Annotated in this window: 10 protein-coding genes; 7 read left to right on the forward strand and 3 right to left on the reverse strand. The window is 64.5% G+C overall.

Annotated features, from left to right (window positions below):
- Together AC1RMD_RS18760 and pdxR are read right to left on the reverse strand one after the other, a co-directional pair.
- A partial coding sequence (locus tag AC1RMD_RS18760) for an amino acid adenylation domain-containing protein (RefSeq protein WP_492928203.1) occupies positions 1-4,784 on the reverse strand: 4,784 nt, incomplete at its 3' end.
- A gap of 251 nt (positions 4,785-5,035) precedes the next feature.
- Positions 5,036-6,520, reverse strand: coding sequence for a MocR-like pyridoxine biosynthesis transcription factor PdxR (gene pdxR, locus AC1RMD_RS18765; protein WP_492928205.1), 1,485 nt, complete (start codon positions 6,518-6,520; stop codon positions 5,036-5,038).
- 118 nt (positions 6,521-6,638) lie between these two features.
- Between pdxR and gabT the strand changes: the two genes are divergently transcribed.
- Together gabT and AC1RMD_RS18775 are read left to right on the forward strand one after the other, a co-directional pair.
- On the forward strand, positions 6,639-7,907 hold the full coding sequence (gene gabT / locus AC1RMD_RS18770) for a 4-aminobutyrate--2-oxoglutarate transaminase (RefSeq protein WP_492928207.1): 1,269 nt from the start codon (positions 6,639-6,641) through the stop codon (positions 7,905-7,907).
- 10 nt (positions 7,908-7,917) lie between these two features.
- Positions 7,918-9,375: an NAD-dependent succinate-semialdehyde dehydrogenase gene (locus AC1RMD_RS18775; RefSeq protein WP_492928209.1), complete on the forward strand. Its 1,458-nt coding sequence runs from the start codon at positions 7,918-7,920 to the stop codon at positions 9,373-9,375.
- Here AC1RMD_RS18775 and AC1RMD_RS18780 read toward each other — a convergent pair.
- The gene (locus tag AC1RMD_RS18780) at positions 9,372-10,298 is read right to left on the reverse strand and encodes a LysR family transcriptional regulator (protein WP_492928210.1); all 927 of its coding nucleotides are present in this window, start codon (positions 10,296-10,298) and stop codon (positions 9,372-9,374) included. The two genes, AC1RMD_RS18775 and AC1RMD_RS18780, sit on opposite strands and share 4 nt — an antisense overlap.
- Before the next feature lie 95 nt (positions 10,299-10,393).
- On the opposite strand from AC1RMD_RS18780, the gene aptA reads away from it, so the two are divergent.
- The 5 genes from aptA (at position 10,394) to AC1RMD_RS18805 (ending at position 16,627) form a co-directional block, all read left to right on the forward strand.
- A complete protein-coding gene (gene aptA / locus AC1RMD_RS18785; protein ID WP_492928212.1) occupies positions 10,394-11,725 on the forward strand; it encodes an omega-aminotransferase AptA in 1,332 nt (443 codons plus the stop codon).
- 25 nt (positions 11,726-11,750) lie between these two features.
- Positions 11,751-13,259: a CoA-acylating methylmalonate-semialdehyde dehydrogenase gene (locus AC1RMD_RS18790; RefSeq protein ID WP_492928214.1), complete on the forward strand. Its 1,509-nt coding sequence runs from the start codon at positions 11,751-11,753 to the stop codon at positions 13,257-13,259.
- Between the two features lie 63 nt (positions 13,260-13,322).
- Complete coding sequence (locus AC1RMD_RS18795; RefSeq protein ID WP_492928216.1) at positions 13,323-13,685, forward strand: hypothetical protein; 363 nt, start codon at positions 13,323-13,325, stop codon at positions 13,683-13,685.
- A 225-nt stretch (positions 13,686-13,910) separates the two neighbouring features.
- A complete protein-coding gene (locus AC1RMD_RS18800; RefSeq protein ID WP_492928218.1) occupies positions 13,911-15,116 on the forward strand; it encodes a saccharopine dehydrogenase family protein in 1,206 nt (401 codons plus the stop codon).
- Between the two features lie 17 nt (positions 15,117-15,133).
- Complete coding sequence (locus AC1RMD_RS18805; protein ID WP_492928517.1) at positions 15,134-16,627, forward strand: aldehyde dehydrogenase family protein; 1,494 nt, start codon at positions 15,134-15,136, stop codon at positions 16,625-16,627.
- The last annotated feature ends 38 nt before the right edge of the window (positions 16,628-16,665 follow it).

The raw sequence follows: 16,665 nt of genomic DNA on the forward strand, positions 1-16,665 counted from the left end.
TTGAGGATGGCCAGCAGGCCGACCACCATCTCGAAGCTGCGCTCGACGCAAAGGGCCACGCGCGTATCCGGCGCCACACCCTGGGCATTGAGGTGGTGGGCGAGCTGGTTGGCGCGGCGGTTCAACTCGCCGTAGCTCAGCCGCTGGTCGTCGAACACCAAGGCCAGCGCGTCAGGCTGGCGCGCGGCCTGGGCTTCGAACAACTGATGCACCAGCAAGTCCCGCGGGTAATCGGTCGCGGTGTGGTTGAAGTCCACCAGCAGTTGTGCGCGTTCGTCGGCCGGCAGTACGTCCAGCGTCGCCACCGGCAACGTGGCATCGTGTTCCAACGCGTCCACCAGCGCCGTAACCGCGCATTGCAGATAGCTTGCCATGCGCGCCGCATCGAGGTCGCCGGCACACTGGGCGGTGATGGCAAAGTCCTCGCCCAGGTCGTCCACCGAGACGGTGATCGGGTAATTGGTGCGCTCTTCGCCATCGAGCAAGGTAACACCATCGAGTCCGTTCAGATTGCCGGACGCCGATGCCGGCCGCGAGTGGCGGAAGTTGAGCAGCGTGGTGAACAAGGGCGCGGGGGCCTGCACGCCGCTGCAGCGTTGGGCCAACGCTAGCGGGGCGTGTTCATGCTCCAGCAGCTCGGCGAGCCGGCGGCTGGTTTCGGCGAGCGCCTGCCCGACACTGAGCTGGTCGAGCGGCAGGCGCAGCGGCAGCGTGTTGATGAACAGGCCGAGCATGCGGTCGGCGGCGTCGCTGCCTTGCAGGCGCCCAAACAGCAGGGTGCCGAACACGACATCGTCGCGGCCGCAACAGGCCGCCAGCACGCGCGCCCAGGCCAGATGGAATAGCGTCGCGGCGGTGGTGCCGTGGCGGTGCGCGTTCTGGCGGATGCGCCGCGACAGTGTCGGCGCCAGCGCCAAACGGCTTTCATGCACATTGGCGCCGCTGCCATGGGTGTCGAGCACGTCAAACGGTGCACACGGCTCATGGACATCCCCCAACTGGCTGCGGAAGTAGGTTTCATGCACGGCTTGCGGCGTGGCTGACAGCTGCGCAATGAAATGACGATAGGGCTGGACTGTCGGTAACTCCCCGCTCCGGTCTTGCAATATCAGTCCGATTTCATCAAGCAGCAGTTCCTGTGTGATGTGGTCGCATACCAGGTGGTGGTGGACCAATACCATCTGCCAGGCATCCGAGTGCGGATCGCTGGTGATGAACGACCCGATCAGCGGCGCTTGCTTCAGGTCGAAACGCAGGCTGCGCGGATCGGCCAGCGCTCCTTCGTAAACGGGCAATGGCGCAGAGCGTTGCACCAGCTGTATCGGCTGCTCCAGGCCTTGCCAATGAAAGGCGGTGCGCAGGATGTCGTGGCGATCGATGACGTTCTGCAAGGCCGCCAGGAAACGGTCCAGAAGGTCGCGGCTCTCGAAGCGCAAGCTGGCGTCGACCAGATAGGCGTCGCCGGAGGTCGTCAAAAGATGATGGAACAGTATGCCTTGCTGCAGCGGTGCGAGCGGATAGATATCCTGGATATTGGGGGCACCACCGGTCGTGCCGGCAACAATGACATCAATCTCCGCCTGGGATAGCGACACCAGCGGCAGCAGTTCGGGCGAGATATGCTGATGCACTTGCTGCAGCGGGTTGGCCGGGATCTCGACCGCCGTAGCCGTGCTCGATTCGATCGCCGCCGCCAGCGCCGACAGCGTCGGGTTGGTGAAGAGGGATTTCACGTCGGCCGACAGTTCCTTTTGCCGCAGACGGTCGATCATGCTGATGATGAGCAGCGAGTGGCCGCCCAGTTCGAAGAAGTGGTCATGGCGGCCGACCTGTTCGATACCCAGCAGCTCCTGCCAGATGGCGGCGATCGCCGTCTCGGTTTGACCTTGCGGCGCCTCGTAAGCTCGGGCCACCAGCGCGGTGCGGTCCGGCGCGGGCAGGGCTTTTCGATCAAGCTTGCCGTTCGGATTGAGCGGGAAGGTGTCCAGCGTGACGAAGGCGGCCGGCACCATGTAGTCGGGCAGGCTGGCGGCTAGTGCTGCGCGCAGGTCGGCGGTGGATGGCGCGGCGCCTTCGTGGGCGACCAGGTAGGCCACCAGGCGTTTGTCGCCCGGCTGGTCTTCGCGCGCGACCACCAGCGCCTCGCGCACGCCGTCGCAGGCGGCCAACCGGGCTTCGATCTCGCCCAGTTCGATGCGGAAGCCGCGGAGCTTGACCTGGAAGTCGTTGCGGCCCAGGTATTCGAGCTTGCCGTCGGCCAGCCAGCGGCCCAGGTCGCCCGTCCTGTACATGCGGGCCTCGGCTTCGCCGCCGAACGGATCGGACAGGAAGCGCTCGGCGGTGAGGTCAGGGCGGTTCAGGTAGCCGCGCGCGACGCCGGCGCCGCCGATGTAGATCTCGCCGGCCACGCCGATCGGGACTGGTTGGCGTTGAGGATCGAGGATGTAGATCCGCGCATTGGCAATCGGGCTGCCAATTGGCAAATCATGATTCGGTAACGCATGATTGTGGCGGCAGCTCCAAGTAGTTGCATTGACTGTCGCTTCGGTCGGACCATAGGTGTTGATCCACGTAACGTCGTGTGTTGCGGGTTTGCTGAACCAATGGGCAAGTTGCCTCAGCTCAGCCTTTTCTCCACCTGCAAGGACCAGGCGTAACGCGGCATTGGGCACGGCTTTTCCGAGATGGATCTGCGCTGCCCACAAGTGCCAGAATGCAGTCGGCAAGTCGGCCATGGTGACGGCATGGCGCTCCATGAAGGCGATGAACCCGGCGTCAGGCACGGTAATGTGCGAAGGGCGCAAGATCAGGCGCGCGCCGACCGACAGGGTCGGGAAAATTTCAGCGATTGAATTATCAAAGCCAAACGAGGCAAACTGGAGTACCTTGTCTTCCGAAGTGAGCCGGCACAACTGCGCGTGGTGCTGCACCAGGTTGCGGACATTGCGATGCTCGACCATTACACCCTTGGGCGCGCCGGTCGATCCCGATGTGTACAGCACATAGGCCAAAGTGCGTTCCATTGCCGCGCGTGGCGCTGGATTTTCCTGGCTGTGCGTGTCAGTGGCGAACCGCTTCAGTTCCGTTGGCTGATCCAGGAGCATCGACTTGATATTGACTGAAACGAAGCGCTGCGCCAGCGCGGATTGGGTCAGCAGCATGACCGGGGCGCTGTCCTCCAGCATATAGGCCAGACGGTCTTGCGGATAGGCTGGATCGAGCGGCACATAGGCACCGCCGGACTTGAGGATGGCCAGCAGGCCGACCACCATGTCGAAACCGCGTTCGACGCAAATGGCCACGCGCGCATCGGGCGTTACGCCCTGGGCGATCAGATAATGGGCCAGTTGGTTGGCGCGACGGTTCAACTCGCCGTAGCTCAGTTGCTGGTCGTCGAACACCAGGGCCGGCGCATCGGGCTGGCGCGCTGCCTGGGCTTCGAACATCTGGTGCACCAGCAGGTCCTGCGGGTAGTCGGTGCTGGTGGCGTTGAAGTCGATGAGCAACCTGGCGCGCTCGGTTGCGGACAATATGGTATGTCGGTCGAGCGCCTCGTCCGGGCGGGCGAGCAACTGTGGCAGCAAGGTCACGATACGTTCGCCGATCAACGCCGCCTCGGCAAGATCGAAATAGCCGAGGTTGAAGTCGAGCTGCACCACTGGCGCCAGCGAAGAACCCGCTTCCCATACACTCAGCATCAGTGGAAGTTGCTCATGGCGATGCGAACACGAGACCAGCTCGCCGGCGCCGTCGCCGAAGCGGATGTCAGCGGTAAATGGCTGGTAATTGAAGCCAACTTGATAGCCCGGTCCGTCGCTGCAGGGCAAACCGAGTTCGCGCATATGTTGCACCAGCGGGATGCGCTGGTAGCGCATGCTGCGCTTCTGCTCCGATGTCTGTTCCCTGACCAGATCGCTAAATGACATGTCGGGGCGTAGCGCGATACGCAGGGCGGTGACATCGGCGTAGGCGCCCAGTGCCTGCTTTGCCGCATGGTTGGTGCGATTGTGGGTCGGCAAGGCCAGCAGCAGGTCGGACTGCCCATAGGCCTTGGCGATATAGGTCAGGTACGCGGCGCAGTAGATGCTGGCGGGGCTGACGCCTCGTTCAGCCGCATAGGCAAGAACGTCGCGATGGCAGGCGCTCGCCAGCCGGCTCGACCATTGCGCGCTACGCGGCGTCGCCCGACCTGGCAGGAAGCGCTCTGGCACATTGGACAAGCGCTCGGCCCAATAGGCCTGTTCGAGCCCGGCCTTGCCGGCGTCGATGTCCATCCCGCTCAATTGCAATTCTTGGGGCGCCGCCGGCGCCGCATCCGTGGCCGCATAATATTCGGCCAGCCGCCGGGTCCAGTTCCCAAATCCCCAACCATCCAGGCAGATGTGGTGGACCATGCCGACCGCCCAGTATTCGCCATCGCCCAGATACAACAGCTTCGCGCGGTATAGCTCGCTGTCGATGAACGGCATCGCCTCCTCAAACATCGCATTGATCAACTGGTGGGCCGTCGCCTGCGGATCGGGTTGACCGCTTAAATCGGTGATTGGCACAAACGTGGTGCGCACCTCGCTGACCGACTGCTCCAGCCGGCTGGCGGAAATGCGCGTGCCGAACATATCGTGCGAGCGGAACACCTGCGCGTGCGCCGCCTGCAGCCTGGCCGGATCGACGCCTTTAAGCCGCATGTAGCCACCCGTGTTGTAAATGGGCGAGGACGGCGCCTTCATCTGGTTTAAATAGATTTCTACTTGAACTGGCGAGAGGGGACGTGTCACCATGGGCATGGTTGTTCCTTTAGCGTTGAAGAGGAAAATAGTCGGATCAGAATTGCGACGGCGGAGCTACACCGGACTTAGAGAAATAACGCCTACGGCGGTCGTCTAATGAGTAGCTGCCTGCTTAATAATTAGATAATTATACTGTAGAAAATTGTCTAAAAAATAAACTTGGCAAGTTCTCATTGAAATTATCTTCTTGCCGGGAGCCGTGAGTACGCGCCCGCCGCTGTCTCGATGCGATGACCTTGCGTAGGCGTTCAAAGATGAGCGCGTATCGCCCGCGCCAGCTGCGCGAATGCCGGCGCGATCTGGGCCGATTCCACGCAGGCATAGCCCAGCACCAGTCCCGACTGGCTGCGCGCCTGCTGATGGTAGTAGCCCGACAGCGGCCGCACCGCGATGCCCATCTGCTGCGCCGTGTGCGCGACCGCGCGGTCGTCGCATCCCGGCGGCAGGTAAAGGGTCAGGTGCAGGCCGGCATCGGCGCCGGCCGCGTACACCTGTTCCGGCGCGAACTCGGCGGCGATGGCTCGCTGCAAGATCTCCAACCGGCTGCCATACAGCAGACGCATGCGGCGGATGTGGGCGTTGAAGTGCCCACGCTCGATGAACGCCGCCATGGTCGCCTGTAGCGGCGCGTGGCCGGACCGGTACACCTCTTCCATGCCGGTCACGAAGGCCGGCGCCAGCGCTTCCGGCAGCACCAGGTAGCCCAGCCTCAGGCCGGGAAACATGGTCTTGCTGAAGGTGCCCATGTACAGCACGCGTTCCCCTCGGTCCATGCCCTGCAGCGAAGCGAGCGGCCGGCCGCCGTAGCGAAACTCGCTGTCGTAGTCGTCCTCGATGATCCAGCAGCCGTGGAGCTGCGCATATTCCAGCAGCATGCGGCGGCGCGACAAACTCATCACCGTCCCCAACGGATACTGGTGCGACGGCGTCACGAAGATGAAGCGCGGCGGCCGCGCCAGCTGGAGCGGCTTCGGGCAGAGGCCTTCCTGGTCCAGCCCCACCGGCCGGATCTCCACGCCCGCCGCCGCCAGCATGTTGCGCGCGCCCCAGTAGCAGGGATCCTCCACCCACGCCGCGTCGCCCGGATCGCTGAGCAGGCGCATGCACAGGTCGATCGACTGGTGGATGCCGCCGGTGATGACGATCTGCTCCGGCGTGCAGTCCACCGAACGCGACACCTTCAGGTAATTGGCCAGCGCCTCGCGCAACGGCTGGTAGCCGCCGCCATGGCCGTAGGTCAGGCTGGCGACCGGCGGATTGCGCCAGATGCGCGATTGCAGCGCGTTCCAGGTCTTGTGCGGAAACTGCGTCACGTCCGGCACGCCGGGCACGAAGGCGCCCCATTGCTGCTGGGAGGCGCCGGCATGGGCCACCAGCTTGCGGCCGCGCCGCGACAGCGCGCTGTGCGCGTTGGCCGCCACGGGCTTGCGGCGCGCACTGGCCGCCGGCGCGCCGTCGAGCATCGGCACGGTGTCGGTCACGTAGGTGCCGCCGCTGCCGCGCGTCTCCAGATAGCCTTCGGCTAGCAGCTGCTCGTAGCCATACAGGACGGTGTTGCGCGAGAGGCCCAGCTGGAGCGCCAGGTCGCGGCTCGACGGCAGGCGTGTATCGGCCGGCAGCACGCGGTCGAGGATGAGCTGGCGCAGCAGCTGGTAGATCCGCTGATTGCGGGGCTGGCCGGGAGCTTTGTCGAGATGGAGCAGCAGGTAGTCGGAGACGGTGAAGGTGCGCATGGCCCAGTATAGCTTGGGCGGAATCTTGGTACCATCTAAAAATCGGAATTGGCACTATCAACTGGTGCCAAAGCGCGCGACCATGGAGACCTCTTAACTCGTCATGGCAGGAAGCAGCATGGATACCAATCGCGATTGGCAGCAGCGCAAAAACCAGAGCACGCCGCGCGGCGTGGGCGTAATGTGCGATTTCTACGCGGAGCGGGCGTTGAATGCGGAGCTGTGGGATATCGAAGGCCGCCGCTATATCGACTTCGGCGCCGGCATCGCGGTGCTCAACACGGGCCACAGCCACCCGCGCATATTGGCCGCCGTCAGCGAGCAGTTGCAGCGCTTCAGCCATACCGCCTATCAGATCGTGCCTTACGCGTCCTACGTTGCGTTGGCCGAGAAGATCAACCAGATCACGCCGGGCGACCACGCCAAGAAGACGGCCTTCTTCAGCACCGGCGCCGAGGCGGTCGAGAACGCGATCAAGATCGCCCGTTCCGCCACCGGCCGCGCCGGCGTGATCGCCTTCAGCGGCGGCTTCCATGGCCGCACCATGATGGGCATGGCGCTGACCGGCAAGGTCGAACCCTACAAGACCGGCTTCGGCCCGTTCCCGGCCGAGGTGTTCCACGCGCCGTTCCCCAATGCGCTGCACGGCGTCACGGTGGAGCAGTCGCTGGCCGCGTTGAACACGCTGTTCAAGGCCGACATCGAACCGAAGCGGGTGGCCGCCATCATCATCGAGCCGGTACAGGGCGAGGGCGGCTTCTACGTCGCACCGCCCGAATTCATGCGGGCCTTGCGCACGCTGTGCGACAGCCACGGCATCCTGCTGATCGCCGACGAGATCCAGACCGGCTTCGCCCGCACCGGCAAGATGTTCGCGATGGACCACTACGACGTGTTGCCGGACCTGATGACGATGGCCAAGAGCCTGGCCGGCGGCTTGCCGCTGTCGGCGGTGTGCGGCCGTGCGGAGATCATGGACTCGCCGGGACCGGGCGGCCTGGGTGGCACCTACGGCGGCAATCCGCTGGCGGTGGCGGCGGCGCACGCGGTGCTGGACGTGATCGAAGAAGAGCGGCTGTGCGAACGCGCGGTGACGGTGGCGCAGCGCCTGCGCAGCCGGTTGGAGGCGGCGCGCGCCGATGTCCCGGAGATCGCCGAGGTGCGCGGCATCGGCGCCATGCTGGCGGTGGAGTTCCGCGATCCGCAGACCGGCGCGCCGAATGCAGCCTTCACCAAAAAGGTCCAGGCGCACGCGATGAGCAAGGGCTTGCTGCTGCTGACCTGCGGCGGCTACGGCCAGGTGATACGCTTTCTGTGCCCACTGACGATAGGCGACGCGGTGCTGGACGAAGCGCTCGACATCCTCGACGCAGCCCTGCGCGCATAAGGAGAAACGAATGAAACCGACGTTAAAAGATCCATCCCTGTTGCGCCAGCAGGCATACATCGACGGCGAGTGGAGCGCTGCCGATGGCGGCGCCACGCTGGACGTGAGCAATCCCGCCACCGGCGAGCTGCTTGGCACCGTGCCGCTGATGGGCGCCGCCGAGACACGCCGCGCCATCGCTGCCGCCAACACGGCCTGGCCGGCCTGGCGCAAGAAGTCCGCCAAGGAACGCGCCGCCATCCTGCGCAAGTGGAATGACCTGATCCTGGATAACGCCGAAGACCTGGCGCAGCTGATGACGGCCGAACAAGGCAAGCCGCTGGCCGAGTCGCGCGGCGAGGTGGCGTACGGCGCCTCCTTCATCGAATGGTTCGGCGAGGAGGCCAAGCGCGTCGCCGGCGAAACCCTGGCCTCTCCATGGACGGACCGCCGCTTGCTGGTGACCAAGGAGCCGATCGGCGTGTGCGCCGCCATCACGCCATGGAACTTCCCGATCGCGATGATCACCCGCAAAGTCGGCCCGGCACTGGCCGCCGGTTGCACGATGGTGCTCAAGCCGGCGGAAGCGACGCCATTCTCCGCGCTGGCACTGGCCCTGCTGGCCGAACGCGCAGGCGTACCGGCCGGCGTATTCAGTGTGGTGACGGGCACGCCGAAAGAAATCGGCGGCGAGATGACATCCAACCCCACCGTGCGCAAGCTGACCTTCACCGGCTCGACGGCGGTGGGCCGTCTGCTGATGGAGCAGAGCGCCAAGACCATCAAGAAGTTGTCGCTGGAACTGGGTGGCAACGCGCCGTTCATCGTGTTCGACGACGCCGACCTGGATGCGGCGGTGGAGGGCGCGCTGGCCTCCAAGTACCGCAACGCCGGCCAGACCTGCGTCTGCGCCAACCGCATCTACGTGCAGGACGCGGTGTACGAGCAGTTCGCCGAAAAGCTGGTGGCAGGCGTGGCCAGGCTCAAGGTCGGCAACGGCGCGGACGAGGGCGTCACTCAAGGCCCGCTGATCGACGAGAAGGCGGTACAGAAGGTCGAACAGCACGTGGCCGACGCGCTGGCCAAGGGCGGCCGGCTGCTGGCCGGCGGCAAGCGGCACGCGCTGGGGCAGAGCTTCTTCCAGCCGACCGTGATCGCCGACGTCACCAGCGACATGATCGTCGCTACTGAAGAAACCTTTGGCCCGCTGGCGCCGCTGTTCCGCTTCAAGACCGACGAGGAAGTCATCACGCTGGCCAACGACACCGAGTTCGGCCTGGCCAGCTACTTCTACTCGCGCGACATTGGCCGCATCTGGCGCGTGGCGGAAGGGCTGGAGAGCGGCATGGTTGGCGTCAACACCGGGCTGATCTCCAACGAGATCGCACCGTTCGGCGGCGTCAAGCAATCGGGCCTGGGGCGCGAGGGATCGCACCACGGAATCGATGACTATCTGGTGATGAAGTACGTCTGCCTGGGCGGACTCTAACGAGCGTGCGCATCCAGCAGGCATTGCTGGAACGCGAGCGCAACCCGCGACGGACGGGGCGAACCGCGCAATATCGCGACGAAATCGCACTCGTAGCGAAATAGTTCTGGATGCACGGCGCGCATCTTGCCGTCCGCAACAAAGCCCCGCGCATAATGGTCCGGCAAGAACCCCAGGTACTTGCCGGACAAGATCAGCGTGGCGATCGACTCCTGGTCGAAACCCGTGGCCTTGCGCGGCAGCCGCACCTGCTGGCTGATCTCCATATTCGGCGAGTGATAGCCCAGTCCCGCGAACTGATAGCTGCGGATGCCTTGCCAATCCAATCCCACGTCGGCCCGCGCAAACAGCGGGTGATCCGCGCCGCAGTGCAGCAGCATGGTCTCGCCGAACAGCGTGTCGTAGCTCAGGCTTTCCGAACTGCGGTGGGCCGGAATAATCCCCACCTGGAACTGGCCGTCGATGACGCCACGTTCAATCATGTTGATCGTCGCCACGTGGAAGTTCAACGCCACATCCGGCGCCAGCTCGGCAAACAATGCAATCGCCTCGCTGATCTTGCAGGCCGGATTGCTGGCCGTCTTGTCGAACACCGCCACATGCAGCTGGCCGCCCATGCGGCGATGGATGTCGTCCACGCTGGCGCGAAAGACGTCGGCAGAGGCCAGCAGCCGCTGGGTCTCTTCGTAGATGCGTTCGCCCTCGGCGGTCAGCGCAAAGCCGGCCCGGCCACGGCTGCACAGGCGCAGTTTCAGCCGCTCTTCCAGATCCTTCACATGCCGGCTGACTGTGGAGATGCCGATGTTGAGCTCCAGCCCGGCCGCAGCCATGCCGCCGCAATCGGCCACGCTTTTAAACACTTGCAGCAAGCGAAAATCCATGTCGCTCAGCTGTCCCAGCACCGCCTTGGTCTTTGGTTGCATAAAACGCTAACTAAGCATTGATAGGTTGATAAATATGGAAGTGAAATCTTACCCTAAAATCGACGCCATCAACGCTTTTTTAACAGGAGACGAACATGAAGCAAGGCGACACCCGCACCGACGCCGCTTGGCTGGAGGCACACTGGATGCCGTTCTCCGGCAACCGCAATTTCAAGGCCGATCCGCGCATCATCGTCGGCGCGCAAGGCAGCTACTACACCGACGCCGACGGCCGACGCATCTTCGACGGCCTGTCGGGATTGTGGTGCAGCGGCCTCGGTCACGGCCACCCGAAAATCACCGAAGCCGTCAGCCGCCAGATGGCGACGTTGGACTACGCGCCGGCCTTCCAGTTCGGCCACCCGCAATCGTTCGCGCTGGCCAATCGCCTGAAAGAGCTGACGCCGGACGGACTCGATTACGTCTTCTTCACCGGCTCCGGCTCGGAAGCGGCAGACACCTCGCTGAAGATGGCGCGCGCCTACTGGCGCGCCAAGGGGCAGGCCAGCAAGACCGTGCTGATCGGCCGCGAGAAGGGCTATCACGGCGTGAATTTCGGCGGCATTTCCGTCGGCGGCATCGCCGGCAACCGCAAGATGTTCGGCCAGGGCATCCAGGCCGACCACCTGCCGCACACCCAGCTGAAGCAGAACGCCTTCTCGCGCGGCATGCCCGAGCATGGCATCGAGCTGGCGGACGAACTGCTTGACCTGATCGCGCTGCACGACGCATCGAATATCGCCGCCGTCATCGTCGAGCCGTTCTCCGGTTCGGCCGGTGTGGTTATCCCGCCGCAAGGCTACTTGCAGCGCTTGCGCGAGATCTGCACGGCCCACAACATCCTGCTGATCTTCGATGAAGTCATTACCGGCTTCGGCCGGATCGGCGCCTACACGGCCGCGCAAGCGTTCGGCGTCACGCCGGACATCATGAACCTGGCCAAGCAAGTGACCAATGGCGCCCAGCCGCTCGGCGCCGTGCTGGCCTCGAAGGAGATCTACGACACCTTCATGGCCAACGGCGGCCCGGAATACATGGTCGAATTCGCGCACGGCTACACCTACTCGGCGCATCCGGTCGCCTGCGCGGCGGGTCTGGCGGCGCTGGATGTGCTGGTCGGCGAACAGATGATCGAACGGGTGCAAGGGCTGGCGCCGCATTTCGAAAACGCCGTGCACAGCCTCAAGGGCAGCAAGCACGTCACCGACATCCGCAACATCGGCCTGGCCGCCGGCCTGACCATCGCCGCGCTGCCGGGAGAACCGGCGCGCCGGCCTTACGAGATCGCCATGAAGTGCTGGCGCAAGGGCTTCTACGTGCGCTACGGCGGCGACACCATCCAACTGGCGCCGCCGTTCATTTCCACTCCCGCCGAGATCGACAGCCTGGTCTCCGCACTGGGCGAAGCCATCCATGAAACCGCTTGACGCAACCAACACAGGAATACCGCATATGGAATCGAACAACCTCATCGGCCACTTGATCGACGGCCAGGACGTCTACGGCACCGGCCGTTCGCAATACGTCTACAACCCGGCCACCGGCGCGGCGGAAAAGCGCGTGCTGCTGGCCGACCGCCAGACCGTCGAAGCCGCCATCGCATCGGCCCAGGCCGCATTTCCCGCCTGGCGCAACACGCCGCCGCTGAAACGCGCGCGTGTCATGAGCAATCTGAAGCAGCTGCTGGAACAGCACGCCGACGAAATCTGCCAGCTCATCACAGCCGAACACGGCAAAGTACTTAGCGACGCAATGGGCGAGCTGCAGCGTGGCATCGAGAACATCGAATACGCCAGCTACGCGCCGGAGTTGCTGAAGGGCGAGCACAGCAAGAACGCCGGTCCGTCCATCGATTCCTGGAGCGAGATGCAGCCGCTGGGCGTGGTGGCCGGCATCACGCCGTTCAACTTCCCGGCGATGGTGCCGTTGTGGATGTGGCCGCTGGCCATCGCTTGCGGCAACACCTTCGTGCTCAAGCCGTCGGAACGCGATCCGTCGTCCACCTTGCTGATCGCCCGCCTGGCGCTGGAGGCGGGCTTGCCGCCGGGCGTGCTCAACGTCGTCAACGGCGACAAGGAGGCGGTCGATGCGCTGTTGCTGGATACTCGCGTACAGGCGATCAGCTTCGTCGGCTCGACCCCGATCGCCCAATACATCTACGCCACCGGCACCGCGCAAGGCAAGCGCATGCAGGCGCTCGGCGGCGCCAAGAATCACGCCGTCGTGATGCCTGATGCCGACATACCCCAGGCGGTCAGCGCCTTGATGGGCGCGGCCTACGGTTCGTGCGGCGAGCGTTGCATGGCGATCCCGCTGCTGGTGGCGGTGGGCGACGCCACGGCCGACGCCCTGATCGCCGGCCTGCGCACCGAGATCGGCAAGATGCGGGTCGGCCCCGGTGACGATGCACGCAGCGACATGGGGCCACTGGTCACGCGCCAGCATTACGACAAGGTGCGCGCCTATGTGGCGAATGGCGTGGCCGAAGGCGCGACGCTGCTGGTAGACGGCCGCGAGATCGAACTGCCCAAGGGTTACGAGGACGGCTACTACCTTGGCCCGTGTCTGTTCGACCACGTGACGTCGAACATGCGCATCTACCAGGAAGAGATTTTCGGCCCGGTGCTGGGCGTGGTGCGGGTCACCTCGCTGCAGGCGGCGATGGACCTGATCGACGCGCATGAATACGGCAACGGCACCTGCATCTTCACCCGCGACGGCGAGGCGGCTCGCTACTTCAGCGACGGCATCCAGGTCGGCATGGTGGGCGTCAACGTGCCGTTGCCGGTGCCGGTGGCCTATCACTCCTTCGGCGGCTGGAAGCGTTCGCTGTTCGGCGATCTTGGCGCGTATGGCCCGGACGGCGTGCGCTTCTACACCCGGCGCAAAACGATCACGCAGCGCTGGCCTTCCGCCGGTTTGCGTGAAGCGGCAGTGTTCAGCTTCCCGTCGAACCAGTAAGGAGCTGAACTCGCGCCCGAGCGGCAGGTCTAATTGATCTCGACAATCCACATTGGAGACATCATGAAGAACCCTGCTGGCAAGCTTGTCCTCCTGGCCTTCATAGGCGCTGTGGCTGTGCACGAGGCAGGCGCCGTTGCGCTGTACTGGACCAAGACGCCCGTCAAGAGCGGCTCGGTTAAAACCTGCCTGGGATTCGCGTCCGACGCCATGCGTGGCGCTCGCCTGCAGGGCATACGGGAATCGAACATGGAGGTGGCCGGTTCTCGTGGCAAAGCCTATGTTGCCATCACCTGTGTCAACACGGCGCCACGTGCGACGGCTGTCGTCATGGTAGCGGGCAACGAATTGGGAGAAACGCGTCAGCTCAGCGAGGAGCTGTCGAAGAAAATCGCCGGCATCATCAAGTTCGACGACTCGCAATAATCCTCGGGTCGGCATACCGCTTAATCGCCCCTCGCCACTCCTCCCGGAGTGAGCGGGGTGTTCGCGTTCGCGTGTTCGCATGGCAGCCGCAGCTGTCGTAAAAAAGCGAATAAAAGATCAGTTTTTACAAAAGTATTTGCGGACTTGATCCGCTTTTCAGGTACTATTTTTCAAAAGCCGACTAATTGTTCGGTTTATGATGCAAACGATAAAGGAGCACTACCAATGGCAAAGAAGGCAATCATCTCCATCCTGGGCGGCGGCGGCATGATGGGGCAGGGCATCATCCGTGACCTGCTGTCCGACCGCAGCATTGTCGAGATCGGCGAAGTACGGGTATTCGACAGCGACCGCAGCCGCATGACGGCTTTGCGCGACGAACTGGGCGACGCTCGCCTGACCTTGCACGACCTGGATGTGGCCGACCCGACCGCATTGGCGGGTGCGCTGGCCGGTTCCGATATTTGCGTCAACTCCGTACCGACGCTGGCCGGGCACCAGATGGCGATCTTCGAAGCCGCGCTCGGCGCCCGCGTCGACTACGTGGACCTGGGCGGCCTGGGCACTTACACCGTCAAGCAGCTGCAATGGCAGCAGCGTTTCCGTGACGCCGGCGTGGTGGCGGTGCTGGGCGTGGGCGCCGATCCCGGCATGTCGAACGTGATCTGCCGCGCCGTGGCCGACGAGCTGGACGAGATCGACAGCATCAACCTGTACTGGGCCGCGACCCTGACCGGCGACGAGAATCCGATACTGGTGCCGCCGTACAGCGTGTCGACCGTGCTGGCCGAGTATGCCCATCCGTGCCTGCAGTTCCTCGACGGCCGCCACGTCGAATGCGCGCCGCAGACCGGCGTCGAAACCATCGACCTGCCGGCGCCGTGGGGACGTTGCGAGTTCATGTACTCGATCCACTCCGAGCAGCTGACCGTGCCGCTGGCCGACGGCATCCGCGAAAAGGGCATCAAGGAATTCACCTGGAAGCTGCACCTGCCGAATCGCGAGCACGAGGCGTGGGTCGGCCTGGTCAAGGCCGGTTTCGGCGACTTCGACCGCACGGTGGACATCAACGGCGTGGCCGTGCGTCCGCTCGACGTGCTCAACGCCGTCATCCAGCGCAACATCGCCGAGAACCAGGAGCGCATTCCTCAGCAGAAGAGTCACGAGATCCACTTCGCCATCGGCCGTGGCCGCGTGGGCGGCAAGCCCGCGACGGCGCGCTGCCAGGTCATCGTTCGTCCCAACGCCATGTACGAAGGCTATGTGGACGCGGCCACGTCGATGAACGCGTCAATCGCGGTGCAGCTGATGTTGAGCGAGCAGCGCCGTCCCGGTGTGTATGCGCCGGAAGCCTACTTCAACGCGGTCAGCTATTTCCGTGAAGCGGAGAAGCGCGAGTTCGACATCACCATGACGCGCGACATCGGCTGAGGGGACGGAGAGCAATGATGCGCAACCTGCTTTATATCGACGGCGCCCCGGTCGAGCCTGCACGCGGCGGCTTCCTGGAGGTGATCGATCCGGCCACCGGCGATTGCTTCGCGCTGGCCGCCGCCGCGACCGTGGCCGATGTCGATGCCGCCGTTGCCGCCGCCCGTCGCGCCTTCGACCATGGCCCGTGGCCGCGCATGGCGGCCGCCGAACGTGCCGCCGTGCTGCGGCTGGTGGCCGGCGCCATCCGCACCGATCTGGAAGAACTGGCCGTGCTGGAAATGCGCGACAACGGCAAGCCGTTGAAGGAGGCGCGCGGCGACATCGCCGACGCCGCCTACTGCTTCGACTACTACGCCGACATGGCCGAGCAAGTCGAGGCCGAAGGCGAAGCCACCCACGATGTCGGCGACGACCGCTTCCATTGCCGGGTACGCAAGGAGCCGCTCGGCGTGGTGGGCGCCATCACGCCGTGGAATTTCCCGCTGCTGATGGCGGCGTGGAAGGTGGCGCCGGCGCTGGCGGCCGGTTGTTGCGTGGTGCTCAAGCCGTCCGAATTGTGCCCGCTGACTTGCGGCGCCTTGGCGCATTACCTGCACGAGGCCGGCCTGCCGGCGGGCGCATTCAACCTGCTGACGGGGACCGGACCGGAAGCTGGCGTCCCGCTGAGCATGCACGCCGGCGTCGACAAGCTGGCCTTCACCGGCTCGCAGGCGACCGGCACGCGGGTGATGCAGGCGGCGGCGCCCGCCATCCGCAACGTCAGCCTGGAGCTGGGCGGCAAATCGCCGTTCATCGTGTTTGCCGACTGCGATCTCGACAAGGCGGTCGAGTGGATACAGTTCGGCGTGTTCTGGAACCAGGGGCAGATCTGTTCCGCCACTTCGCGCCTGCTGGTGGAACGGCCGGTGTACGAGGCTTTGCTGGCGCGGCTGGTCGCAGCGGCGCAGCGCATCCTGATCGGTCCCGGCGATCTCGACGGCGTGCAGATGGGGCCCATCGTGTCGGACGTTCAGCGGCGCCGGGTACTGGAAGGTATCGAGCGCGGCCGGGCCGAAGGTGCGCGGCTGGTCAGCGGCGGTTGCAGTCCGCCGCAACTGATGCGTGGCTATTTCGTGCAACCGACCATCTTTGCCGACGTCCCGCTCGACAGCTGGATCTGGCGCGAAGAAGTGTTCGGGCCGGTGTTGTGCGTGCGGCCGTTCGACACCGAAGCCGAAGCGCTTGCCGTCGCCAACGACAGCCGCTTCGGCCTGGCCGGGGCGGTGATGTCGGCCGACCTGGAACGGTGCGAACGGGTGGCGAAAGAACTGCGCGCAGGAGTGGTGTGGATCAACTGCTCGCAGCCCACCTTTACCCAGTTGCCGTGGGGTGGCTACAAAGCCTCCGGCATCGGCCGCGAGCTGGGGCGGCACGGGTACGAGGCCTACCTGGAGGTGAAGCAGATCACCCGCTTCGACTCCAACGCCGACTGGAACTGGTACCAGCCGGCGGCAGTGGAAAGCAAATAGTCCAATTTACAACGCTGTACAAAAAACGTGTAGAAAAC

This window comes from Duganella sp. GW822-FHT06D06, assembly GCF_058799615.1.